We start from the raw sequence: 22,616 nt of genomic DNA on the forward strand, positions 1-22,616 counted from the left end.
ACATGAACGTGCAGAACCTCATCCGCCAACATTGGGCCGCAGTCCGCGCCCTGCTGGTGCTCACCGTCATCACCGGTGTGGCCTACCCCCTCGTCGTGTGGGCGGTGGCCGAGCTGCCCGGCCTCGACTCTCAGGCCAACGGGTCCATCGTCGAGGTCGCGGGCAAGCCGGTCGGCAGTTCGCTGATCGGCCAGCTCTTCACCGACGCCGACGGCAACCCCATCCCGAAGTACTTCCAGAGCCGGCCGTCCGCTGCCGGGGACGGTTACGATCCGCTGTCCACCAGCGCCAGCAATCTCGGTCCGGAGAGCATCGTCGACACCGCGGCAGACCCCGCGCAGCTCAAGCCCGGCGGGGATCCCGCCGAGGCCGGGTACAAGCCCAGCCTGCTGACGCAGGTGTGCTCCCGTAGCGTCGCGGTCGGAACGCTGGAGGGCCGCAACGGCTCTCGCCCGTTCTGCACCGGTGGTGGCGTCGGCGCGGTGTTGTCGGTCATCGGTCCGCGTGACGCCCAGGGCAACGTGGTCAACCCCACCCGGGTGGTCAGCGTCAACGAGCCCTGCACCACCACCAAGACACCCTTCCTGAACACCTACGAGGGCGTGAAGGTCGAGTGCGCGACCTACGGCGAGGATTACACCGTCGGCCAAATCGTCCCCGTTCACGGCGCGGCAGCGGGTGACCCGGCCGTGCCGGCCGACGCGGTGACCGCCAGTGGCAGTGGGCTGGACCCGCAGATCTCCCCCGCCTACGCCGACATCCAGGTCGACCGGGTGGCCAAGGCTCGCGGCGTCGACACCGACCAGGTTCAAGAAGTCCTGGCCGCCAACACCGATGGGCGCGTCCTGGGTTTCATGGGCGAGCCACGGGTCAACGTCTTGGAGCTAAATCTGGCGCTGGACCAGAAGTACCCGGCGAAGGGCTGACCCGGGCCCATGACGGACGACTCGTGACGCCGGCCGCCGACCGCGCGACGACGAGCCCGGTCAAGGCCAAGGTGCTCGTGGTCGACGACGACCCGCAAATCCTGCGCGCGCTGCGCATCAACTTGTCGGTGCGTGGGTACGAGGTGTTCACCGCCGCCACCGGCGCGGAGGCGCTGCACGCCGCCGCCGATCAGCGCCCCGACGTCGTGATCCTCGACCTCGGTCTGCCCGACATGTCCGGCGTCGACGTCCTGGCGGGTCTCCGCGGCTGGATGACGGCACCGGTGGTGGTGCTCTCGGCGCGCACGGACCCGGGCCAGAAGGTCGAGGCGCTGGACGCCGGGGCCGACGACTACGTCACGAAGCCGTTCAGCATGGACGAGTTCCTCGCACGTCTGCGCGCCGCGGTACGGCGTGGCGCGACAGCGGCGGCGGGGGCCGCGCAACCCGTCGTGCACACGCCGACGTTCAGTGTCGACCTGGCGAACAAGAGCGTCACCCGGGCCGGCGCCAACGTGCATCTGACCCCCACCGAGTGGGAAATGCTCGAGATGCTGGTCCGCAACCCGGGCAAGCTGGTGGGCCAGGAAGACCTTCTCAGGGAGGTGTGGGGGCCCAACCACGCCAACCAATCGCATTATCTGCGAGTCTATCTCGCACAGTTGCGGCGAAAGCTCGAGGACGAACCGTCACAGCCCAAGCATCTGATCACCGAGCCGGGCATGGGTTACCGCTTCCAACCGTGACGAACGAATGGCCGACGGGTTCGCCGTCGGCCATTCGCAGTAGGGAGTCCTCGCCGCCGACCTCAGTCCATGGTCGTGCGGCCGGCCGCCGACGCAGCAGGGGTCAGGGTGACGGCCGGGCGGGCGAGCTGCCACCGCGCGCATCCCTCGGTGAGGGCCTCGTCCACGGCGGAGACGATCGACGACAGCTGCGTCCCGCGCCCCTTGACCCAGATGTCGCTGGACCCACCGCTGAGCATGATGCGATGAATCGGCGAGCCGCACGTCTTCAGCAGCGCGGAGCGGCAGAGCAACCGCTCGGCTTCGGTGGCCCATTCCACCGGCCCACCGGAATCGTCGACGTCACCGTGCAAGCCGATGACCTTCAGCCTGCGATTGCCGAGCACGAGTGGGGTGTCGTCGTCGAGGTAGACGTACTTGGTCCGTTGCGCACACTCGCTCAGACGACCGATGTGGCGCTCGGTGGAGACGATGAAGCGGAAGACACCGAGGTTCACCGCACGACGAATCGAGTCGGTCTGGGCACCGCACCGGAAGACGACCTGCGTGGGTCGTACCCCGTTGTACTGGACGAGATCGAGCTCCTCGTCGCCGCGAACGGTCACGGTGACGCCGTGTTCACGGACCCAGGCGGCCAGCGAGCGATCCCGCAACGTGGCCGCAGGCACGCCGCACCCCGCGCCGGAGAGGACGTCTCGCATCAGCCGAATCGACTGGTGCAGTGCGGGAACGAAGTCATCGGTGTCCAGAGCAAGCGTCATGTGTTCAGGTCTACGCCGGCCGGGGGCCACCGGACCGTCTCCATACGCGGTTCTGACGAGCGGTCGTCGAATACTTGCGCATCCTTGACCCCATGTCCGGGGCCGTCTGGCCCCTGGTCGAGGGGAATGTCGCCCGAAACGGACGGTCGACGCCCCCATCTGGATAGGGTGTCCGTCTGGGAACCCGGCTGCCACCTTGGAAGGCGACGGGGGACGTTCCCGATGCTCGACGAAAGGGTCTCGCGTGCAACAGAACACGGCACCAGCCGCCACGTCTCACCTCTCGCGATCACTCGGCCTGTGGGCGATCGTCGGGCTCGGCCTCGGCTACATGACCCCCATGACGGTCTTCGACACGTTCGGCATCGTGTCGGAGGAGACGGATGGTGTGGTTCCGCTCGCCTACATCGTCGCGCTGGTCGCCATGGTGTTCACCGCGCTCAGCTACGGCCGGATGACCCGGGTCTTCCCCTCTGCGGGGTCGGCGTTCACGTACGCATCGGAGGTCATTCACCCCAACGTCGGCTTCCTCGTCGGATGGTCCTCGCTGCTCGACTATCTGCTGTTGCCGATGGTCAACGCGGTCATCGGGCGGATTTACTTCGAATCGTTCTTCCCCGACGCCCCGTCCTGGATCTTCGTCGTCGTCTACGTGGCAATCGTCACCGCGCTCAACTGCTGGAGCATCAAGGGCACGTCGAACATCAACGGAGTGCTCGTCGTCTTCCAGACGGTGCTCATCGGCGCGTTCGTCGTCCTGACCTATTTGTCGTTGTCGCGTGGACTTGGCCAGGGCACCGCGCTGACGCTCGAACCGCTGTATCACGCCGGCGTGGACATGGGCGCAGTCATCGCCGGCGCCACCGTGGTGTGCTTCTCGTTCATCGGGTTCGACGCGATCACGATGTACAGCGAAGAGGCGAAGACGCCGAGCACCGTCCCGAAGGCGATCGTCCTGGCCCTACTCATCGGTGGCGCGATCTTCCTGCTCGGCGCGTGGTTCGCCCAGAGCGCCTTTCCCACGCTCGACGGATTCGAGGTCACCGACGACACCCTGCCGGAGCTCGCGCTGAAGGTTGGCGGAGAGTTCTTCAAGATCCTATTCGTCTCGGCTGCGCTGGCGGCCATGTTCGCCTCCAGCCTGTCCTCACACGCCAGTGTCTCCCGCATGATCTACGTGATGGCCCGCAACCAGACGGGCCGCATCCCACGCTTCCTGTCCTACATCCACCCCAGGTTCCTGACCCCGCTGCACGCCGTGCTGATCGTCGGCGCCGTGTCGCTCCTCGCGTTCCGGTTCACCCTCGAATTCGTCTCGGCGATGATCAATTTCGGTGCCCTCATCGCCTTCACCGTCGTCAACCTGACCGTGCTGTTGTACTTCGCCGTGCACCTGAAGAAGCGGCACACGCCGGTCGAGATCTTCACCAACATCGTGCTGCCGGTCATCGGCATGTCCCTGACGGTGGTGCTGTGGCTCAACCTGCACTTCGACGCCCTGCTCTACGGGGCCATTTGGTTCGTCATCGGCCTCGTACTGCTGGTGTACGTCACCCGCGGGTTGCGCAAGCCGCTCACGATGAGAATCGAAGAGGAGACCCTGGCCGAGGAGGGCACGCCGATCGAGCACGTCGAGCATCGCAAGAGAGGTGGACACGAGTGAAGCTCGTCGTCGGTTATCTCGCGACCGCTGGCGGTGCCGATGCCCTGGCACTCGGAGTCCGACTCGCCCGCACCCTCGGCGCCGAGCTAGAGCTGCGAATGGTGCTGTCGCCCGACGACGTAACCACTCCGCGCGTGACGGCCGACAAATTTCACGACGTGCTCGCCGGCCAGGGCTCGGCATGGCTCGGCGACGCCTTGCGTCTGGTGCCCGACGACGTAGCGGCCGGGGCCGAGGTGCTCATCGGGGAGTCCGTCGCCGAGACGCTTGGCGAGGAAGCACTCAGGCTGGATGCGACGGTCCTAGTCGTCGGTGGATCCGGCGGCGGCCTGGCCGGCAGCCTCGCGCTTGGCTCCTTCGTCGACGACTTGCTGCACTCGGCACCCGTGCCGGTGGCCGTCGCCCCGCGTGGTACGCGGCACTCCGAGGTGCCGCGCATTCAGCGCGTCACCTGCGCCGTCGGGGATCGCCCCGGCGCGGCTCGGTTGCTCGAGACCGCGGTGTCGGCGAGCCGGGCCACCGGGGCCCCGCTACGACTGGTCTCGCTGGTGGCGCTCGACGAGCACGGCGAGAAGGGCCTTGAGGCTGCTCGCGAACATGCCTACGCCACACTGGAATCCGTGAAGTCAGCATTATCGGAGGGCGCCGCCGTCACCGCGGTCGTCGCCGACGGCGACACGGTCGAGGCGGCCGTCGACGGGCTCGACTGGGAGCCCGGCGATCTGCTGATGCTTGGGTCGAGTCGACTGGCCCCGCCGCGCCGACTGTTCATCGGTTCGACCGCCGCCAGGATTCTGCGAGTCCTGCAGGTTCCGATCGTGGTGACGCCGGGCGAGGATGCCAGCCCGTCGGTGTGACCGCTGCGGTCACCTCATCCAGCGGCCTACTTTTGGGCGATGTAGTAGAAGTTCGACGGATCGGAGTCCAACTCCGTGACCCGTACGGCGGAGAATCCCGCGTCGCAGAGCATCGACTGTGCCAGCTGCTGGCCCCACATCGTCCCCAGCCCAACCCCGCCCATCCCCAACGAGACCGGCATGCAGTGCATCAACGACGCCGTGTACCGATAGGTGTTCATAGGGCCGCCGACGTTGTCTTCGAGATGGCTCGACGCCTTGATGTCGGCCATCAGCAACGTGCCTCCGGCCCGCAATGCGCCGTGGATGTTGGCCAACACGGTCGCGGGCTGAGCCTGGTCGTGGATGGCGTCGAATACGGTCACGACGTCGTAGACGTCGCGGTCGGTTAGCTCGGCCAGATCGCGGGTCTGGAAGGTGACGTTGGTCAACCCGGCCGATCTCGCCCAGGCGGCCCCGGCGGCGGTCGCCTCCTCGGAGATGTCGACACCGGTGAACCGGCTCGCCGGGAATGCACGCGCCATCAGCCCGATGGCGTACCCACTGCCGCAACCGAAGTCGGCCACGTCCAGTCCGGTGCTCATCCGCGTGGGCAATCCGTCGACCAGCGGCAGGACCTGGTCGACCAGGGCGTAGTCGAACACCTCCCGGCTACGCTCGGCCATCACCGAGTGGAACCGGGGATACGCCGTATACGGCAACCCGCCACCTTCGCGAAAACGGGGAAGGATCTGCTGCTCGACCTCGCACAGCAGTGGGATGTACTGGGTGAGGCGCGCCATGTTGTTCAGCCCCGCCGAACGCGTCAGCATTGCGGCTCGGTGCGCGGGCAACCGGTAGGTGCCGGCGTCGCCGTCGTATGTGACGACGTCACCAACGGTCATGCCACCCAACCATTCTCGAACGTAACGTTCGTCGAGTCCGGCCGCTTGCGCGATCTCGGTGCTGTTCGCGTCACCCAAGGCGGCCATGTGGTCGAACAAGCCCGTCTGATGGCCGATGCTGGTGAGCAGCACCAAGCCGGCGCCGTCGATCGCATCGGTCAGCCGACCGGCGAAGTCCTCGGCAGTCTCGGTCATCGCACCTCGCTTCGCGGAGTCTCTCGGGTACCCCGACCCAGGGCCCTCAGACAGACTGGCTGACGTAGAACCGATTGTGGTCGGCATCGCGGAAACTGAACATCAGGGGTGCTGTCTCCCACTCCAACAACTCCCCCACCTGAAGCCCCTTGGCGGCAAGTTCCGCATGGGTGGTTCGTGCGTCGGGCGTGATCAGGCGGATGCCCGTGTCGACTCCCGTCGGCAGGTCGTCACCAGTCCGCACCAACGAGATCGACGTCCCACCGCCCGAAGGTGCCAACTCGACCCACCGAAAGCCCTGCTGCAGCTCGGCATCCATCGTGGTGGTGAAGCCGAATTCCTCGAAGAAGGCCTTCGACCGGTCTTGGTCGGAAACGGGCACGGCGACGCACTGAACGCTGGTGAAGACGTGATTGGTCATACCGGTACCGACCCATCTCGGCCTCCGAACTCATCGGTGCGGTGAGTGTTGGACATGGTGACTGTTCCCTTCGCTGGGGGCGTGCACCGCACGTTCCGCCGGAGTCAGAGCCGTCCTCGTGTCGTGCACCTCTGGGTGAGCCTCCGGAGGCACACCCGAGTCGCGCCTGCCCGAGCCGAGGTGGAGGCCTGAGCCAGTGTCGGATCCGGTCGGATGATCAATCCGCGTGCGACGAGTTCACCCACCACTGCCACGCCGCAGACCTGCGCCAGCAGCAGCGCAACCAGGACGAGGACTTGTACTGCGCCGGCCTGGGTGGCTGACCCGGTCGCCAGCAAGACTCCCACGAACGCGCCGGGGAGAGTGACCAATCCGGCGGTGCGCGCCTGATCGAGATTGGGGATCAGCGCATCGGAGAGGGGACGCTGTATGACCATCATCCTCGAGAAGCGTTCCGGGAGGCCGAGACTGAGGGCGGCCTCCACCTCGCCGCGGCGTTCACCCAGGGTGTCGAGCGCTCGTCGAGCCGCGACCGCGGACGCGGTCATGGTGCCGCCCAGCACGATGCCGAACACCGGAACGACGGCGACTCCCGTCAACGGGACGACACCGGTGAGCAGCAGCAGGGGCATGACCGCGACCATTCCACCGGCCAGCGCAACGGCCAGCCACCCTGCTCCGCGCCGGGCCTGGCTGCGGCGTGCGGCGGTGACCGAGGCGACCGCGAACATCACCGCGAGCACCAAGCCCGACGACCACAGCTGCTGCAGTGCGACCGCCAGGACGGTCGCCACGGCGGCCAGTTGCGCGGTGGCCCGCAGCGCCGCGGTGGGTGCCGCCCAGGGCGACCCATGCAAGACCACGCGGTTCACCACGGCAGCCAGCACCGCCATCATCACGCAGACGGCGACGAGGGTGGGGGTCAGCAGGGGCTCGGCGGCGCTCATCTGGTCAAGTGTGCATCCGGCCTGCCGGCCTCGGCACGGGCGTCCACACAGCCTTCGCTGCGAACGTGGCCGGCGACCCGCTACGGAGACACTCCACTACGAGAACTGCCACCGTAGAGGTGGACGGGGATGGCGTGCGCCACGACTGCGACGCCACCCCCGAGGATGGGCCAGATCGGCCAGAAGTACCAAGCACTTACGGAGAGGGCGACCGCGAGCCAAACGGCGAGGCACGTCCCGGCGATGGTCGAATACGCCAGGACATGCAACAGAACTCCGCGACGGGCGGCAGCGACTCGCGCGGCGCGACGGCGGGGATCGCGACGGGTGATGCTGCCAACGGGAAGGTCGACCAGAAGTTCGCCGAGGGCGGCGCCGGTGACGGCCTCCCAGGTCTGACGTAGGCGGTCGTCGTACTCGGCGAGGTCGAGGTAGCCCTGGGCGAACGCCTGGCCCAACACATTGGCGGTACGGCCGCGGTCGGTGTCGTTGGCACGGGTGTCGCGGGCGCGCGCGGCGGGCTCGATCGGGGAGCGCTGGCGGAGTCGAACGTACGGCTGCGTGGCGGGGCAGTTCATGGCGTGTCCTCTCGGTGTCTTCGGTGGGGGCGGGTGGCGTACGTCAGTGAGTGATGGGGGCGGCGAGGGCCTCGTCCTAACCGCACGCGGCGACGACGACCAAGGCCTCGGCGACGGCTTGGGAGTCTTCGTTGGCGTCGATGGCGATGGCCTTGCCCCAGCGCATGGTGATCACGTGCACGCCGTGGTTGGCGTATGCGGTGCCGTCGGGCAATGTCGCGGTGGCCGTCCACCGGATGACGACGGTGGTGTGGTGCGGCCAGCCGGTGACCCAGGTGTCCTCGACCGTCAGGCGCAGGGTGGGCATCAATCGGCCCAGACGGTCGAACCACCGTGCCAGCGCGTCGTGACCTCTACGGCTGCCGCCCAAGGCGTGACGGCCGCCAAAGCGGTGTTCGATGGTGGGTGCACAGGTGGACAGGATGGCGGCGTAGTCGTGGTCGTTGACGCGGCCGAAGTTTGCGGCGGCGACGCGCTTGACGATGGCGTGGTACACGAACCTTCTCCTTTGTTTGACGATGTCAATCAACAGCAACGTACTCCCGCTGATTGACAACGTCAATCAAGATTCGAGATGATGGGCCCATGAGTCCTGCCGTCGCGACCTTCGACGTCCGCCAAGCCCTCCTCGACGCCGCGAGGTCCGAGCTGGCCGAACACGGCCGGCCCGGGGTGAGTCTGCGTGCCGTAGCCCGCCGAGCCGGGGTGTCCCATGCCGCGCCCAAGCACCACTTCGGTGACCGGGCGGGCCTGCTCACCGCGGTCGCAGCCCAGGGCTTTCACGACCTCACCGACGCCCTGTCCACGGTGGCCGGCGGCGCGACCGAGACCACGTTGACCTCGATGGGACAGGTCTACTTCGACTACGCGCAGGCCCATCCCGCATTGTTCGAGATGATGTTCGCCCCTGCCGAACTGAACGACGACGACTCCGACTTCGTGACGGCACGGCGACGCGCCATCGACGTGCTGGCCGCCCTCGGCAGCACCACCACACCGCATGTCGGCGAGGACGTGGAGGCCTCACCGTTGACTCTCATCAGCTGGGCGTTGGTCCACGGGCTTTGCGTCTTGAGCCGAGACGGCGCTTTGGGAACCATCACCGCGACGGAATCGACCCACCTTGCCCACCAACTCCTGGGCCTCTACGCACACCACGTCGACCTCGACGCACTTTCCCATTTCTAGGGGATCGTCCGAGACAGCGGTGGCGCAGATGGCGGTCACGAGAAGTGGTGAGCACCTCGACTCTGATTCTCGAACGAGGTCGATCGTGTTCGCGGTGCGCTGAGAAGTCGCCGACGACGAGCAGGTACCGCCATTCGCGTCGCGGCTCCGCGGGCCCCCGTCGGCTGAGTGACCTCAGCGTCCTCACAGCGGGCCGCTGCGAACGTGGCCGTCAGCGGGGTCGCACCAGTCGCGGCGTCGACGAAGGCAGAAGCGGTGGGCGCATCACTCCCCTAGGGTTCGCCGACCGCTGCCCTCTGGCACGCCCCGACCGACGAGGGAAGGATGGCGATCGTGAAGGTCTTGATCGTCGAGGACGAACCGCGGTTCGCGGCCACTCTCAGCATGGGTTTGCGCGCTGAGGGATTCGTCGTCGTGCACGCCGACAACGGCGTCGACGGCCTGTGGGAGGCAACCGAGCACGCGTTCGACGTCATCGTTCTCGACATCATGCTTCCCGGCCTCAACGGCTACGAGGTGCTGCGCACGCTGCGCGCCCGCGAAGTGTGGACACCGGTGTTGATGCTGACGGCCAAGGACGGCGACTACGACCAGACCGACGCCTTCGACTTGGGCGCCGACGACTACCTCTCCAAGCCAGTCGCGTTCATCGTGCTGTTGGCACGCTTGCGGGCTCTGCTTCGGCGTGGCGCACCTCAGCGCCCCACGGTGCTGACCGCGGGCACGCTCAGCCTCGATCCCGCCCGGCGGGTCGTGGAACGTGCCTCGACGCCCATCGAGCTGACACCGCGCGAGTACGGCGTCCTCGAATATCTGATGCGTCACAAGGACACGGTCATCACCAAGAACGACATGCTGCAACACGTCTGGGACGCGCACTATGCGGGACCCGACAACGTGGTCGAGGTGTACGTCGGCTACGTCCGCCGCAAGATCGACACTCCCTTTGGCACCAACACGATTCAGACCATCCGCGGTGCGGGCTACCGACTGGACTCCGGCGAATTCGTCAACGGGAGCTGAACCGTCACCAGTGCGCCACCGGCGGCACCGTCACCTATGGTGACGGTGCCGCCATGCGCGGCAACCACTTCCGAGACGATCGCCAGGCCTAGGCCCGTGCCACCGCCGCTGCGAGCGCGGTCGGAGTCGAGGCGCACGAACCGATCGAACACCCTCGTGCGATCGGCCTCGGCGATTCCAGGACCGTCGTCGGCGACGGTCACGACGGCGTGATGTTCCTCGGGGTGGACCCTCAGCTCGATTCGCGACGCGGCATGTCGCGACGCGTTGTCCAGCAGGTTTCGCAGCACGCGTGCCAACCCGCCGGGATCGCCGACCAGCCGGGTCGGAGCCAATTCCACGTCGACGGTCAGACTCGTCTGCCGAAGCAACCTGCCCACCTCCAGTGACGCGAGGTCGTCGAGGTCGACATCCCTGCGCCGCAAGGTAAGTCCGCGTTCGTCGGCACGAGCCAACAGCAGCAGGTCCTCGACGAGGGACTCCATCCGCTGCGCCTCGGGCCGCAGGGTGCCGCTGGCGAGTTCGGCGTTGAGGAACTCCGGGTGCGCCGCGGCGACGTCGAGGGCCGAGAGCATGGCCTGCACCGGGCTTCGGAGTTCGTGTGACGCGTCGCCGACGAACCGCCGCTGCGCCTCGTGGCCCGCCTCGATTCGGGACAACATCTCGTTCATGGTCAGGGCCAGTGCAGAGATCTCGTCGTAGTTGGTGGGGACGGGCACCCGCTCGGCAAGGTCGGACGTGCTGATGTCGGCCACTCGGGTACGGATGGCGTCGACGGATCGCAACGAGCGGGCCACCAGAAGGTAGCTGACCGCGCCGGCAGCCACCGTCACGACCGGCGCGGCGCCAGCCAGCAGGACCACGACGGTCTTGACCGTCGACTCGACCGCTTCGCTCCCCGCCCCGACGAGGACCGTGTACGGGCCGCCGATGCCGTTGACGGTTTGGCCGCTGAATCGCGTGTCCCCGTCCGGCGAGGTGTGGTCGGGTAACCCGATCCGCATTATGGTGCCGATGGACTTCGGGTCGATCAGCGGAGTCTGCGGCGCCGATGCCGATCGCGTGACGACCGTTCCCCCCGTGTCGATCACCTGGACCGCGACGATGCGCTGGTCGGTCGCGGTGAGGGCGCCGTCGAGATCCCTCGCAGCGTCGAACTGTAGCGCCGCCACGATGTCTCGGACGCGGGCGGCGGCCGCGTCGTCGACTCCGGCCAGGAGCGAGCGGTACAGAATGAGGGCCAAACCCACGCCGGCGATGACGAAGGCCACCAGCACGACCGCAGCCGAGGCGAACGCCGATCGAGCCGAGATGCCCCAGTACCGCGGCCGCAACCACGTACCGGGTTGCCTCAATCGTGGCAAGGGTGCTCCCCCAGCATGGTCGGCAGTCTTCCATCGCGTCGCGACTGACCGGATCATGCCACCCGAGTCACCTCTGCGACCGGCGGCTCGGCGCGATGCCCACCGAGCGTCGTATCCGTTGATGCGACAGCCGCGAGGGTGGCCGACCCGAGGACGACGGCGACGCTGCCGAGCAGCAGTCCGCCACAAATGTCGGTGAGCCAGTGCACGCCCAGGTAGAGCCGGGTCAGGGCCACCGCTGCCGTGACCGTCACCACGCCGAACGCCAACGCCCATCGCACCGTTCGCCGTCGGTGTCGCCCCACGACGACTGCGACGATCCCCACCAAGGTCAACGTGCCCGTGACGTGTCCCGAAGGGAACGAAGGATCCACCTCTAGGAGGAGCTGCACGGTCCGCGGGGGGCGGTGGGCCCCGACGACGGCCTTGGTCAGTGTGCTGATCCCGTAGACACCTGCCAGCGTGCCGAAGACGACCAGTCCCGGAATCGGCGATCGCAGGCGCCACCACAGCATCGCCGCCATCAGCGCCGCCATCACGGGGCTTCCGGCGTTGGTGACCATGACGGCAACGGTCGTCAGCCAACCGTGTCGATGGTCGACCATCCAGGCCAGCACCGCGTGGTCCGCGACGGTGCCGTGGCCGGCGTCGTGCGCGATCACGGCGAGCGCCAGGAAGGCCATGACCAACGGCATCAGAATGAGCATTGCGTAGTTGGTTGACCTACCCCGTCGTCGACTCACGTTCATGGGGACAGCGTCGGACCAGCCCGCTGAGACCACGCTGAGGACGGTCCCGTCCCGAATTCTCAGCGGGCCCTCAGCGGAACATCCGTAGCTTCCGGCCCCATGAACGAGACGACCAACGTAGCGGCAGTCAAGTCCTCACATTCGATGCTGAGCAAGGTCCCAGAGATCACCGTGTGGTTTTGGGTCATCAAGATTCTGTGCACCACCGTGGGTGAGAGCTTCGCCGACTGGATCAACATGACGCTCGGCGTCGGGCTGGTCCCCACCGCGGTGATCTTCACCGTGGTGTTGGCCGCCGTATTGGCTTGGCAGCTCACCGTGGACCGCTACACGCCGTTCGTCTACTGGTCGACGGTGGTGGTGCTCAGTGTCACCGGAACGCTCTACACCGATATCCTCACCGACCAGTTTGGCGTTCCCCTGGTGGCCAGCAGTGCCGCCTTCGCCGCCGTCTTGGCGGTGGTCTTCGGCCTGTGGTTCGCCAGGGAGCGGACACTGTCCATCCACAGCATCACCACGCTGCCGCGCGAGTCGTTCTACTGGCTGGCCATTCTGGTCACCTTCGCCCTCGGAACCGCGGTCGGAGACTGGACCCTGGAGATCACCGGATGGGGCCCGGGCATCGCGGTGCTGCTGCCCGCCGGTCTCATCGTCGCGATCGTCGTCGGATGGAGGCTCGGCGCCAACGCAGTGCTGTCCTTCTGGCTCGCCTACGTTCTGACCCGCCCGCTCGGAGCCAACATGGGCGACTGGCTGGGCTTCCCGACGGATCAACAAGGCCTCGGCCTCGGAGTCGCCGTCACCAGCGTCATCTTCCTCACCGCCATCCTGGGCACGGTCGTCTATCTCACCGTGACCAAAGCCGACGTCATCGAATCCGATGCACCCCGCGCCGAGAACCCGAGCCGGGAGAACGTGATGCTCGGCTACTTCGCCGCCGTCGCCGCCGCAACGATCGGACTGCTCACCTGGGCCAACGCCCAGCCGCACGGGGCACCCCCGGGGGCCGAGGCACCATCGACGATCACCGCCATCGCCCCTGGCCAAGCCGTCGCGAAGTTCCCGCCGGCTGACGTCGCGAACTTTCGCGCACTCACCGAGGACATGCTGATCAAGGTCAAGACTGGCGATCAGGCGGGCGCGACAGCCGGCGCCAAGAAGCTCGAAACCGATTGGGATGCAGCACAACCCAAGCTCGAGGCGATGGACGGCTCCGTCTGGACGGCGATCGACGGCCGCATCGACGCCGTGCTCACCTCGATCCGGAACGCGAATCCCGATCCCGCCACCGAGACGACGGTGCTCAACGACTTGTTGACCGCACTCGTGTAGCGGACGTTTCCCCGTGGCGCAGCACGGGTGGGAAGCCGATCGGCTGGCCGCGGCGGATCCGATGCCGCATAACGCATATCGGCGCTGAACCCTGGGCGCTCGGCGATGAGCGAAGTGGTGGTGAAGGTTTGCCGCGCCTTTGGCTCGACGATGGCCGCGAACGCTGCACGGTGGCCAAGCGACTTTGGGTGTAGGGTCAGCAGTGTTGGGAACCCAGCCAGTCCGGGCTGTGACAGGCCGTCCGTCGCCTGTACCGCCGAGCGTCAGCTCGCGCCGAACTCCGTGACGAATATCGATTGGGACAGTCCCTTGATCTCACCCGTCACTCGCATGACGCCCTCGACCGCTCCATCCCAGGTGTCGGACCCGACCACCGACCGCACGCTCGGTCGCACTCCGACAGTGGGCATCCTCAGCACCTATCCGCCCACTGCGTGCGGACTGGCGACCTTTAGTGCCGCCTTGGCGCAGGGATTGTCGTTTCACGGCGGCGACGTGAACGTCGTGCGGATCTCCGACGAGTCGACGACGACTGACCCCAGCGTCGTCGCCCACTTGGTCAACGGTTCAGCCACTTCCGTCGCTGCCGCATCAGAATCGTTGAATGACAACGACATCGCCATCGTTCAGCACGAGTACGGCCTCTACGGCGGCGATGACGGCGACGAGGTCGTCGACGTCATCGGCGGGTTGCGCGTGCCGTCGATCGTCGTCGCCCATACGGTGTTGACCACACCGACCGCTCATCAGCGTTCGGTCCTCGTCGAGATCGCCGCGATGGCGGACCGGGTGGTCGTCATGTCCGACGCCGCGAACCGACGGTTGCGGCGGGGATTCGACGTCGACCCGCGCAAGGTCGTGACGATTCCCCACGGTGCGACGGTTCCAGGGCAGCGGGCCGCGGCAGCGTCGTCTCACGAACCGACGTTGCTGACCTGGGGCCTGCTCGGGCCCGGCAAGGGCATCGAGCGGGTGATCGATGGGCTGGGCACGTTGCACGGGCTCGGCGTCCGGCCGCGCTACCGCGTCGCAGGCAGAACCCATCCCAAGGTTCTGGCGGCCGACGGCGAGTCCTATCGGGACGGACTCATCGATCGCGCGGAACGCCTCGGTGTCGCCCAATCGGTGTGCTTCGACCCTGCGTACCGCGACGTCGGCTCGTTGACGTCGCTGATTCAGACGTCGTCGATCGTCGTACTTCCCTACGACTCCTCAGACCAGGTGACCTCCGGAGTCTTGGTCGACGCGATCGCATGTGGCACACCGGTGATCTCGACTGCCTTCCCCCACGCGGTCGAACTGCTCGCCAGTGGAGCGGGCATCGTCGTCGACCATGACGATCCCGGTGCGCTGGTCTCGGCGCTGTACCGGATGTTGACCCAGCCTCGGCTTAGGGCAGCCATGGCCGCAGAGGCAGCCAGGCTGGCCCCGTCGATGGCGTGGCCGGTGGTCGCCAACGCGTACCTCGGTGTGGCGAAGACGCTGTTGGCCGAGCGCCGGTCGTTGGCGTCGTGACGCTGCCGTCCACGACGCCGCTGCCGAAGTTCGACCATCTGCTGTCGTTGACCGACGAGCGCGGCACCTTCGAGCACGCTCGTTTCTCGAATCCGCGGCCCGAGCACGGCTACTGCACCGACGACGTGGCCCGCGTCTTGGTCGTCGCCACGCGAGAACACCTGCCAACAACCGAAGTTCGCGGCCTGGCCGACCTCGCCCTGCGATTCCTTGCGGCGGCGCAGAGCCCGTCGGGTCTGGTCCGCAATCGAATGAGTACCTCGGGCGAATGGACGGACGGCCCGACGGCGAAGGACTGCTGGGGACGCAGCGTGTGGGCACTGGGAACCGCCGCCGCCCACAGCGACGTCGCCGCGGTCCGCTCCTGCGCCGTCGAGCACTTCGAACGCGCCGCACGGCAGCGCTCGGAATACCCGCGGGCAATGGCCTTCGCCGTGTTGGGCGCCGCCGAGATTCTGACGGTCAGCCCAGGAAGTCAAACGGCAGTCGACCTCGTCACCCACTTCGCCAACGAGGTCTCCGCGCCGAACGACGATCCGGATTGGCCATGGCCCGAGCCGCGCTTGGCCTACGCGAATGCCGTTCTCGCCGAGTCGATGATCGCCGCGGGCGTCGCTCTGGACCGTCCGGGTCTCCTCGACCACGGACTTGCACTTCTGGCGTGGTTGGTCGACGACCACACCAGAGACGGTCGCCTATCCCCCAGTCCGGCAGCGGGTTTTGGGCCTGGCGAAGCGCGGCCCGGCTTCGACCAACAGCCGATCGAGGTGGCTAGTATCGCCGACGCGTGTGCTCGCGCGGCCCTCGTCGACGACAATCCGAAGTGGGCCGACGGCGTGCTCGACGCCGCCGCGTGGTTCATGGGCGACAACGACTCGGGACGTGTCATGTGGGACCAGGAAACGGGTGGCGGTTTCGACGGGTTGCACAGCGACGGGGTCAATCTCAATCAGGGCGCCGAGTCGACGCTGGCGCTGATCTCGACGCTGCAGCACGCGCAGCGATTCGCCATCGTGCCGCAGTGACTTCCAGTTCCAGCGGGCTCGTGTCGCGAAGCCCCCTGCGGCTCGCGGCTCAGCCGGCGCGGGTGATCACCAAGCTGTTCGTCCCCGGCCAAGAGGGTTTCGAGCTCCGCGACTCACGGGCCGGAGCCGTCCTGGCTCGAATCTTGGCCCTGACGGATGACGAGGTGCAGGCCACCTTGGACGACGTCATCACCCGGTTCGACGGACGCCACCGAGACCTCGAGGGAATCTTCGACAGGCACGCTCGCGAACTCGAGGATCGGCTTGACCGCGACCAGGAACTCTCCGAGGCACGTCATCTTCTGCTGGGTGCGACCTTCACGAGCGAATACGCCATCGAAGGAGCCGCGTTGTGCAACCCGAGCATGGTGGCTCACCCTGATCAAAGTGGTGTGTCCGCAGGTAGTTTGCGGTTCGTGATGAGTGTGCGCGGAATCGGTGAGGGGCATCAGTCGTCCATCGGATTCCGGACCGGGGTGGTGGACTCAGCCGCGAACATCACCTTGGACGAGCCGCCGCGGTACGCCGCCGCAGGCGCCGTCAGCTCTGCTCCGCTCGCCGCAGCGGTCTTTCGCAGCGAGTTGGCCAGAATCGGCGACGCCGGCGAGTCGGCAGATTACGTGCTCGACGTTCTCGGCGACCACTTCACTCGCGACGAGCTCGACCGCCGCCTCGATCAACTCCGTTCCACGGTGCGAACCCGTGGGCACGCAGAGAAGACGATTGCTCTGTTCGCCGGGATCGCCGATCGGACCTACGCGATTGGATTCAACGCTGACATATTACTTTCCGAACGCGTGTTGTGGCCGGCGATGAGCGCCGAGGCAGCGGGCATGGAGGACGCCCGCTTCGTCCGCTTCGTCGACGACGACGGTTCGGTCACCTACTACGCCACCTACACCGCGTACAGCGGCTCGCACATCAGTCAACAATTGCTGACGACCACCGACTTCGAGTCGTTCACCTCTACCCCGCTGGTGGGATTCGCCGCGGCCAACAAGGGTCTGGCGATATTCCCCCGCCGAATCGACAGCCGGTTCGCGGCCATGTCGAGATCTGACCGCGAATCGAACACCTTCGCCACGTCTGACGACATATCCGTGTGGCCACGGGCATCTCCGTGCCAACGACCGGTCGAGGCGTGGGAGGCCTTGCAGTTGGGCAACTGCGGCCCGCCCATCGAAACCGATGTCGGCTGGTTGGTGCTGACCCACGGCGTCGGACCGATGCGCACCTACAGCATTGGCGCCATCCTGCTCGACCTCGACGACCCGACGCGAATCCTCGGTCGCCTGCGACAACCCCTACTGGTCCCCGACCCCGACGAACGGGACGGGTACGTGCCCAACGTCGTGTATTCCTGCGGGGCCTTGGTCCACGACGACATCCTGTTCTTGCCCTACGGCATCGGCGACGTGGCCATCGGAATGGGGACGATCGAATTGCCCCGACTGCTGTCCGCACTCGTCGCGTGACGGGCTCCGAGGGCGCCGCTAACCCATGATCTCTCGGTAGACCTGCACGTACTTGTCGACCATGGTCGCAATCGCGAAGCGGGCGGCGGCGACGGCTGCGATCTGGGCCCGGTCGACCTCACCCGCCGAAGCGACCGCCGCCACCGCCGACTCGATGTCGGTGACGAGGAAGCCGTTGACGCCGTGGTCGATCAGCTCGCCCATGGAACCCCTCGCGTTGGCGATGACCGGCGTGCCACAGGCCATCGCTTCGGCCACGCTGTAGCCGAACGGCTCGTCGAAGTCGATCAGATGTAGGAGGGCATGTGCGCCGCCGAGCACCTCGGCGCGCGCCGCGGCGTCCACGGGGCCGAGATAGCGCACGTGCCGACCGTCGATGTGCGGCGCGACCTCGTCCCGGAAGTAGTCCTCGTCCTGGATGATTCCGGCGATGTCGAGCCGCCGGCCGCTGCGGCGGGCCACCTCGATCGCGTGTGCCGTCCCCTTGTCCGGATGAATCCGGCCGAAGAACAGCAGGTGCTCGCCGGGACGGGGATCAATGGCGAACTGCTCCACCTCGATGCCGTGGTGGATGGTGGCGGCATAGTGCAGCTTGGGGTCCCGGTCCGCGTCGCTGATCGACACGTACGTGGTGTCGCGGTCGTAACGCTCGTAGACCGCAACGATGCGTTCCGAGGAGAACCCGTGGATGGTGGTGACCACCGGGGTGGTCACCAACCCGCTGTAGGTGAGGGGCAGGAAGTCGAATCCGTTGTGGATGACGTCGAATTCGGTGGCGCGCTCGAAAACCGCTGATATGTGCAAGCATTCGGCGACTTTGGCATCTATCGTCGCATCCTCGGACCAGCCGGTTGGAGCGGTCGCGTGCAATCGGGCCGCGGTGAGCGAATCCGCCGTCGCGAACAGAGTGACGTGATGGCCCGCCTCGACCAGCCCTTCGGTCAACAGTGACGCAAACTGCTCCCACGGCCCGTAATGACGAGGGGGTGTCCGCCACGCTATGGGCGCCAACACGGCTACCCGGATTGGGTCGTCGCCGGTCTGGCCCTGCACGCGTGGGTGGATGAGGACACCCTAGCCGGACTGGCACTGCTCACAGCACACGCATGAAAAACGGCCCCCGGAGAGATCTCCACTCGCGCCGTAGGACCTCCAGGACGCCTAGCCCCATAGTGTGGGTGCCGACCCAGCCATCGGTCACCCTGCTAGGCTGAACCGTCCCGCGTTTGATGCACACCTCCTTTCTTGGGAAGGTGCATTTCCGATCAAGTACGACCCGGAGACGCGGGCGAAGGCCGTGCGGTTGGTGCTGGAGCACCGCGAGGACTATCCCAGTGAGTGGGCGGCGATCACCGCGGTGTCCATCGGTTGGGGATGAACGCCGAGACGCTGCGGAACTGGATCCGCCAGCAGCAGGTCGACGACGGGGCGCGTGACGGGGTCACGAGCGAGGCCGCCGCGGAGATCAAGGTGCTCAAGCGTCGCAACGCCGAACTGGAACCGACCATCGAAATCCTCAAGGCAGCAACGTCTTTCTTCGTGCGGGAGAGCGACCCGCACAACCGCCGCTGACCAGTTCGGTCTGCGCGTTCATCGCCGACCATAGGGGCCGTTTCGGGGTCGCTCCGATCTGCCGCGTGCTCACCGAGCACGGCGTCACGATCGCCCCGCGGACGTTCTACGCGTGGGCCTCGCGGGCGCCCTCGAAGCGGTCCTTGTGAGGCGCGGCCATCACGAAGGTCCTGGCCGGCTTCTACGAGCCCGACGAACACGGCCGCCGCAAACCCGAGTCGTTGTACGGGTCGGTGAAGATGTGGGCCCGCCTGCAGCGGCAGGGGTTCCCGGTGGCCAAGTCCACCGTAGAGCGCCTCATGCGGCGTAACGGCTGGCAGGGCGTACGGCCGCAGAAGTCAGTGCGCACCACGATCAGCGACCCGGCGGTCGAGCGGGCACCGGATCTGGTGGACCGCCAGTTCCGGGTGCCCGCCCCGAATGCGCTGTTCGTCGCCAACTTCACCTACGTCAAACTCGTCACCGGCGTGTTCGTCTACGTGGCGTTCGTCATCGATGCCTACGCCGGCGCGATCATCGGATGGGAAGCCGCCAGCATCAAGCAGACCCGATTCGTGGAGTCCGCGATCCGCCAAGCCGCCGCTTTGCGCGCCCGCCAAGGTCACCGGATCGACGGTGCCATCCACCACTCCGACGCCGGATCACAAGGCGAATTCAACTGGTCGTCGTAATACCCCATGATGGAGGTGTTGAAATGGTGCGTCGTCAGCAAGCAGCCGATCGGGCTATCCGTCCGAAACTTCGAACGCCGGGGCATCCGAAGTATCAGCGTCCTGTCGAGGTGGCGTTTTGGGAACAGATCGCCAAAGGGCTTCTCGCAGAGGAAGCCTCGGGCGTTGTCGGCGTGGCGCAGGCGGTCGGAGCGCGGTGGTTCCACAACGCTGGTGGTATGGCGCCGTTCGATCTCAAGTTTCAGCCCTCGGGGCGCTATCTGTCCTTCGCCGAGCGTGAGGAGATTGCGCTACTGCGGGCTCAGGACAAGGGCGTTCGGGAGATCGCCCGTGCGGTCGGGCGCGACCAATCCACGATCTCACGTGGCCCTCCTGCGACTGAGATTGCAACGATGACCACGTTCCGCATCGCACCTTGGAGCCGCTAGTCCACGGCAGGAGAAGCGCGTCGCGGAGACTACCGGTTTCCATTGCCGCCGTTCTGTCGAAATTGGCTAGAGACCCGTGCTGGACTCGCGCCGCATAGTCTGTCATGCTCATCTGACAATGCTTAACGTCAGATGAGCGACCGCCGAAAGAGAAGCGCGCATGATCACACCCCCGAATTCCCTGTCCGTCCTTCGCGTGCCCAAGGCGCGACGCGTGCGCTTCGCCTTGCCAACTGAGAGTAAGCGGCAGCACTTCGTGGACGGAGACGTGGTGATGAGTCATTTCATTGCGGTGCTGTCCGCAACTTTCCCGGAGGGCGAAGATTTCTTCATCCGTTCGGTGAGAAACTACGCTGACCAAATCAACGATCCCGAACTTCGCTCCGCGATAAAGGGTTTCGTCGCTCAAGAGGCGACGCATCGAATGCATCATCGGTTGTTGAATGAGCGCCTGGAAGCGATGGGCTACCCGACGGGAAGAATCGATCGCCACGTCAGACAATTGATAGAATTTCTCGAGAAGATCATGTCCAAAAACATGCGACTCTCCGTGACCGCGGCACTCGAGCACTACACAGCCACCCTTGCTGAAATCATCCTCACCAGCGACGAAGTTCAGAAGCTGATTGGTGAGGCCGAGGTGCGCCCGATTCTCCTATGGCACGCGTTTGAGGAGTCCGAGCACAAGGCTGTCGCATTCGACGTATACCGAACGGTCGGCGGAACGGAGCGCACCAGGGTCCGTGGGATGAGGATCGCCTCGCTCATACTGTTCTCCGAGGTGATCATTCAGACCGCCCGATCGCTGGCCTTCGACCGTGCCACCTACAACCCGATACGGCTTGCGCGCAGCCTGAACAATCTGCGGCGTTCGCCAATGTTCAGCACCGAGGCGCGACGACGTTTCATCTCGTACACCGGCCCCGGCTTCCACCCTGATGACTGGGACAGCACGGCGATACTAGAGCACTGGTCGAAAGAATTGTTCGACGAGAACGGAGGTCAACGAGCGGCAACCGCACAGTCGTTGTGACGAAAGGCGTTTGATACCCCTTGCTGAGCTGAGTGTCCAGCCTGCAGGGCACCTGACACAGTCCCATTTCAACGAAGTCGACGGCATTGCCCGAATCGAGCATCCGAACGGTGGCCTCTTGGGCCGACAGGCTAGCCACCACCACCCACCCCGACGTCCTGCGCGAGCTGCTCACCACGTTCATTCACACGCTGATGGGCGCTGAGGCCGACGCCCTGTGCGGTGCGGGCTACGGCGAACGCAGCCCAAGCTGCGGCAGGGGTCCTACTTCCCGGATTGGCTGCTGGAACGCCGCAAGCGCGCCGAGCGGGCCCTGACCACGGTGGTGGCAACCTGCTACCTGCTGGGGGTCTCCACCCGGCGGATGGACAAGCTCGTCGAGACCCTGGGCATCACCTCGTTGTCGAAGTCGCAGGTCTCGGTGATGGCCAAGGAACTCGACACCGCGGTCGAGGCGTTCCGCAGCCGCCCGCTCGCCGCCGGTCCGTACACGTTCGTCGCCGCCGACGCCTTGGTGCTCAAGGTCCGCGAAGGCGGCCGAGTGGTCAACGTGCACGCGCTGATCGCAGTCGGGGGTCACCGCCGAGGGCCACCGCGAGATCCTGGGGGTCGACGTGTCCACCGCCGAGGACGGGGCCGGCTGGTTGGCGTTCTCGCGGTCGCTGACCGCCCGCGGCCTGTCCGGGGTCAAACTGGTCACCTCCGATGCGCACGCCGGGCTGGTGGCCGCGATCGGCGCTACCCTGTCTGGGGCGGCGTGGCAGCGCTGCAGAACCCACTGCACGACCAACTTGATGGCCGTGACCCCGAAGTCGTCGTGGCGGTGGGTGCGCACTCTGTTGCATTCGGTGTTCGACCAACCGGACGCTGACTCTGTTGCCGCGCAATATGATCGGATCGTCGAGGCACTCGCCGACAAGCTCCCCAAGGTCGCCGACAACCTGGAGGCAGCCCGGCGGATCTGCTGGCGTTCACCGCGTTTCCCCAGCAGATCTCGCGCCAAATCTGGTCGAACAACCCGCAGGAGCGACTCAACGAGGAGATCCGCCGGCGCGCCGACGTCGTCGGCATCTTCCCCGACCGCACCGCGCTGATCCGTCTCGTCGCGCTGTCCTGGCCGAACAGCACGACGAATGGGCCGAGTCCCGGCGCTACCTCGGCCTGTACTGACGGGTCTGCTGCACGAATAGGTGACATCTGAGTTGGCTTGCCCGGGACGGGTGGGCTGAGAGGATGTCCAAGTGCCCAGGCCCTATCCCCAAG

General features: G+C 66.4%; 21 protein-coding genes and 3 pseudogenes. 14 read left to right on the forward strand and 10 right to left on the reverse strand.

Annotation, left to right across the window (positions count from 1 at the left end; all coding sequences use genetic code 11):
• Nucleotides 1-2 precede the first annotated feature (2 nt).
• On the forward strand, nt 3-926 hold the full coding sequence (locus ABZ195_RS19515; RefSeq protein ID WP_355220636.1) for a potassium-transporting ATPase subunit C: 924 nt from the start codon (nt 3-5) through the stop codon (nt 924-926).
• Between the two features lie 71 nt (nt 927-997).
• Nucleotides 998-1,672: a response regulator gene (locus ABZ195_RS19520; protein ID WP_355220686.1), complete on the forward strand. Its 675-nt coding sequence runs from the start codon at nt 998-1,000 to the stop codon at nt 1,670-1,672.
• Between the two features lie 62 nt (nt 1,673-1,734).
• Here ABZ195_RS19520 and ABZ195_RS19525 read toward each other — a convergent pair whose 3' ends face one another.
• Entirely contained in the window at nt 1,735-2,433 is a 699-nt protein-coding gene (locus ABZ195_RS19525; protein ID WP_355220638.1) for a hypothetical protein, read from the reverse strand.
• A 244-nt stretch (nt 2,434-2,677) separates the two neighbouring features.
• Here ABZ195_RS19525 and ABZ195_RS19530 point away from each other — a divergent pair, with 244 nt between their 5' ends.
• Nucleotides 2,678-4,096, forward strand: a complete 1,419-nt coding sequence (locus tag ABZ195_RS19530) for an APC family permease (protein WP_355220640.1) — start codon at nt 2,678-2,680, stop codon at nt 4,094-4,096.
• A complete protein-coding gene (locus tag ABZ195_RS19535; RefSeq protein ID WP_355220642.1) occupies nt 4,093-4,953 on the forward strand; it encodes a universal stress protein in 861 nt (286 codons plus the stop codon). The genes ABZ195_RS19530 and ABZ195_RS19535 overlap by 4 nt, the downstream gene beginning before the upstream one ends.
• Nucleotides 4,954-4,979: 26 nt before the next feature.
• Here ABZ195_RS19535 and ABZ195_RS19540 read toward each other — a convergent pair whose 3' ends face one another.
• The 5 genes from ABZ195_RS19540 to ABZ195_RS19560 all read right to left on the reverse strand — a co-directional run bounded on the left by ABZ195_RS19540 (nt 4,980) and on the right by ABZ195_RS19560 (nt 8,474).
• The gene (locus tag ABZ195_RS19540) at nt 4,980-6,032 is read right to left on the reverse strand and encodes a class I SAM-dependent methyltransferase (RefSeq protein WP_355220644.1); all 1,053 of its coding nucleotides are present in this window, start codon (nt 6,030-6,032) and stop codon (nt 4,980-4,982) included.
• A 46-nt stretch (nt 6,033-6,078) separates the two neighbouring features.
• Nucleotides 6,079-6,453: a VOC family protein gene (locus tag ABZ195_RS19545; RefSeq protein WP_355220646.1), complete on the reverse strand. Its 375-nt coding sequence runs from the start codon at nt 6,451-6,453 to the stop codon at nt 6,079-6,081.
• Between the two features lie 104 nt (nt 6,454-6,557).
• A complete protein-coding gene (locus ABZ195_RS19550) occupies nt 6,558-7,400 on the reverse strand; it encodes an ABC transporter permease (RefSeq protein WP_355220648.1) in 843 nt (280 codons plus the stop codon).
• Nucleotides 7,401-7,480: 80 nt separating this feature from the next.
• Nucleotides 7,481-7,978 (reverse strand): DUF1707 domain-containing protein, encoded by a 498-nt coding sequence (locus tag ABZ195_RS19555; protein WP_355220650.1) that lies wholly within the window; start codon nt 7,976-7,978, stop codon nt 7,481-7,483.
• A 76-nt stretch (nt 7,979-8,054) separates the two neighbouring features.
• The gene (locus ABZ195_RS19560) at nt 8,055-8,474 is read right to left on the reverse strand and encodes a nuclear transport factor 2 family protein (RefSeq protein WP_355220652.1); all 420 of its coding nucleotides are present in this window, start codon (nt 8,472-8,474) and stop codon (nt 8,055-8,057) included.
• An 89-nt stretch (nt 8,475-8,563) separates the two neighbouring features.
• Here ABZ195_RS19560 and ABZ195_RS19565 point away from each other — a divergent pair, with 89 nt between their 5' ends.
• Both ABZ195_RS19565 and ABZ195_RS19570 read left to right on the forward strand, forming a co-directional pair.
• Entirely contained in the window at nt 8,564-9,166 is a 603-nt protein-coding gene (locus ABZ195_RS19565) for a TetR/AcrR family transcriptional regulator (protein ID WP_355220654.1), read from the forward strand.
• Between the two features lie 333 nt (nt 9,167-9,499).
• Nucleotides 9,500-10,189, forward strand: coding sequence for a response regulator transcription factor (locus ABZ195_RS19570; RefSeq protein ID WP_355220656.1), 690 nt, complete (start codon nt 9,500-9,502; stop codon nt 10,187-10,189).
• Here the strand turns inward: ABZ195_RS19570 and ABZ195_RS19575 are convergent.
• Nucleotides 10,150-11,610 (reverse strand): HAMP domain-containing sensor histidine kinase, encoded by a 1,461-nt coding sequence (locus ABZ195_RS19575; RefSeq protein WP_355220658.1) that lies wholly within the window; start codon nt 11,608-11,610, stop codon nt 10,150-10,152. The genes ABZ195_RS19570 and ABZ195_RS19575 overlap by 40 nt on opposite strands.
• Nucleotides 11,607-12,248, reverse strand: coding sequence for a phosphatase PAP2 family protein (locus ABZ195_RS19580; RefSeq protein WP_355220660.1), 642 nt, complete (start codon nt 12,246-12,248; stop codon nt 11,607-11,609). The genes ABZ195_RS19575 and ABZ195_RS19580 overlap by 4 nt, the downstream gene beginning before the upstream one ends.
• A gap of 153 nt (nt 12,249-12,401) precedes the next feature.
• Between ABZ195_RS19580 and ABZ195_RS19585 the strand changes: the two genes are divergently transcribed.
• The gene (locus ABZ195_RS19585) at nt 12,402-13,634 is read left to right on the forward strand and encodes a hypothetical protein (protein ID WP_355220661.1); all 1,233 of its coding nucleotides are present in this window, start codon (nt 12,402-12,404) and stop codon (nt 13,632-13,634) included.
• 263 nt (nt 13,635-13,897) lie between these two features.
• On the opposite strand, the gene ABZ195_RS19590 is transcribed toward ABZ195_RS19585, so the two are convergent.
• On the reverse strand, nt 13,898-14,044 hold the full coding sequence (locus ABZ195_RS19590) for a hypothetical protein (RefSeq protein ID WP_355220663.1): 147 nt from the start codon (nt 14,042-14,044) through the stop codon (nt 13,898-13,900).
• Between the two features lie 52 nt (nt 14,045-14,096).
• Here ABZ195_RS19590 and ABZ195_RS19595 point away from each other — a divergent pair, with 52 nt between their 5' ends.
• From ABZ195_RS19595 to ABZ195_RS19605, 3 genes are read left to right on the forward strand one after another with little or no spacing between them, the layout of a single operon-like run.
• Nucleotides 14,097-15,149: a glycosyltransferase gene (locus ABZ195_RS19595; protein WP_355220665.1), complete on the forward strand. Its 1,053-nt coding sequence runs from the start codon at nt 14,097-14,099 to the stop codon at nt 15,147-15,149.
• A 2-nt stretch (nt 15,150-15,151) separates the two neighbouring features.
• Nucleotides 15,152-16,174, forward strand: a complete 1,023-nt coding sequence (locus ABZ195_RS19600; protein WP_355220688.1) for a glycosyltransferase — start codon at nt 15,152-15,154, stop codon at nt 16,172-16,174.
• A complete protein-coding gene (locus ABZ195_RS19605) occupies nt 16,171-17,649 on the forward strand; it encodes a glycoside hydrolase family 130 protein (protein WP_355220668.1) in 1,479 nt (492 codons plus the stop codon). The genes ABZ195_RS19600 and ABZ195_RS19605 overlap by 4 nt, the downstream gene beginning before the upstream one ends.
• Nucleotides 17,650-17,667: 18 nt before the next feature.
• On the opposite strand, the gene ABZ195_RS19610 is transcribed toward ABZ195_RS19605, so the two are convergent.
• Complete coding sequence (locus ABZ195_RS19610) at nt 17,668-18,594, reverse strand: glycosyltransferase family 4 protein (RefSeq protein WP_355220669.1); 927 nt, start codon at nt 18,592-18,594, stop codon at nt 17,668-17,670.
• Nucleotides 18,595-18,913: 319 nt separating this feature from the next.
• Here ABZ195_RS19610 and ABZ195_RS19615 point away from each other — a divergent pair.
• The 4 genes and pseudogenes from ABZ195_RS19615 to ABZ195_RS19630 form a co-directional block, all read left to right on the forward strand.
• Nucleotides 18,914-19,868: pseudogene (locus ABZ195_RS19615) on the forward strand (IS3 family transposase); the annotation flags it as partial.
• A gap of 47 nt (nt 19,869-19,915) precedes the next feature.
• Nucleotides 19,916-20,257 (forward strand): annotated as a pseudogene (locus ABZ195_RS19620) (helix-turn-helix domain-containing protein); the annotation flags it as partial.
• Nucleotides 20,258-20,480: 223 nt separating this feature from the next.
• Nucleotides 20,481-21,353, forward strand: a complete 873-nt coding sequence (locus ABZ195_RS19625) for a metal-dependent hydrolase (RefSeq protein ID WP_355220671.1) — start codon at nt 20,481-20,483, stop codon at nt 21,351-21,353.
• A 101-nt stretch (nt 21,354-21,454) separates the two neighbouring features.
• Nucleotides 21,455-22,517: pseudogene (locus ABZ195_RS19630) on the forward strand (IS256 family transposase); the annotation flags it as partial.
• Nucleotides 22,518-22,616: the final 99 nt, after the last annotated feature.

It is taken from the genome of Mycobacterium sp. NPDC006124, assembly GCF_040614235.1.
Lineage (GTDB): Bacteria > Actinomycetota > Actinomycetes > Mycobacteriales > Mycobacteriaceae > Mycobacterium.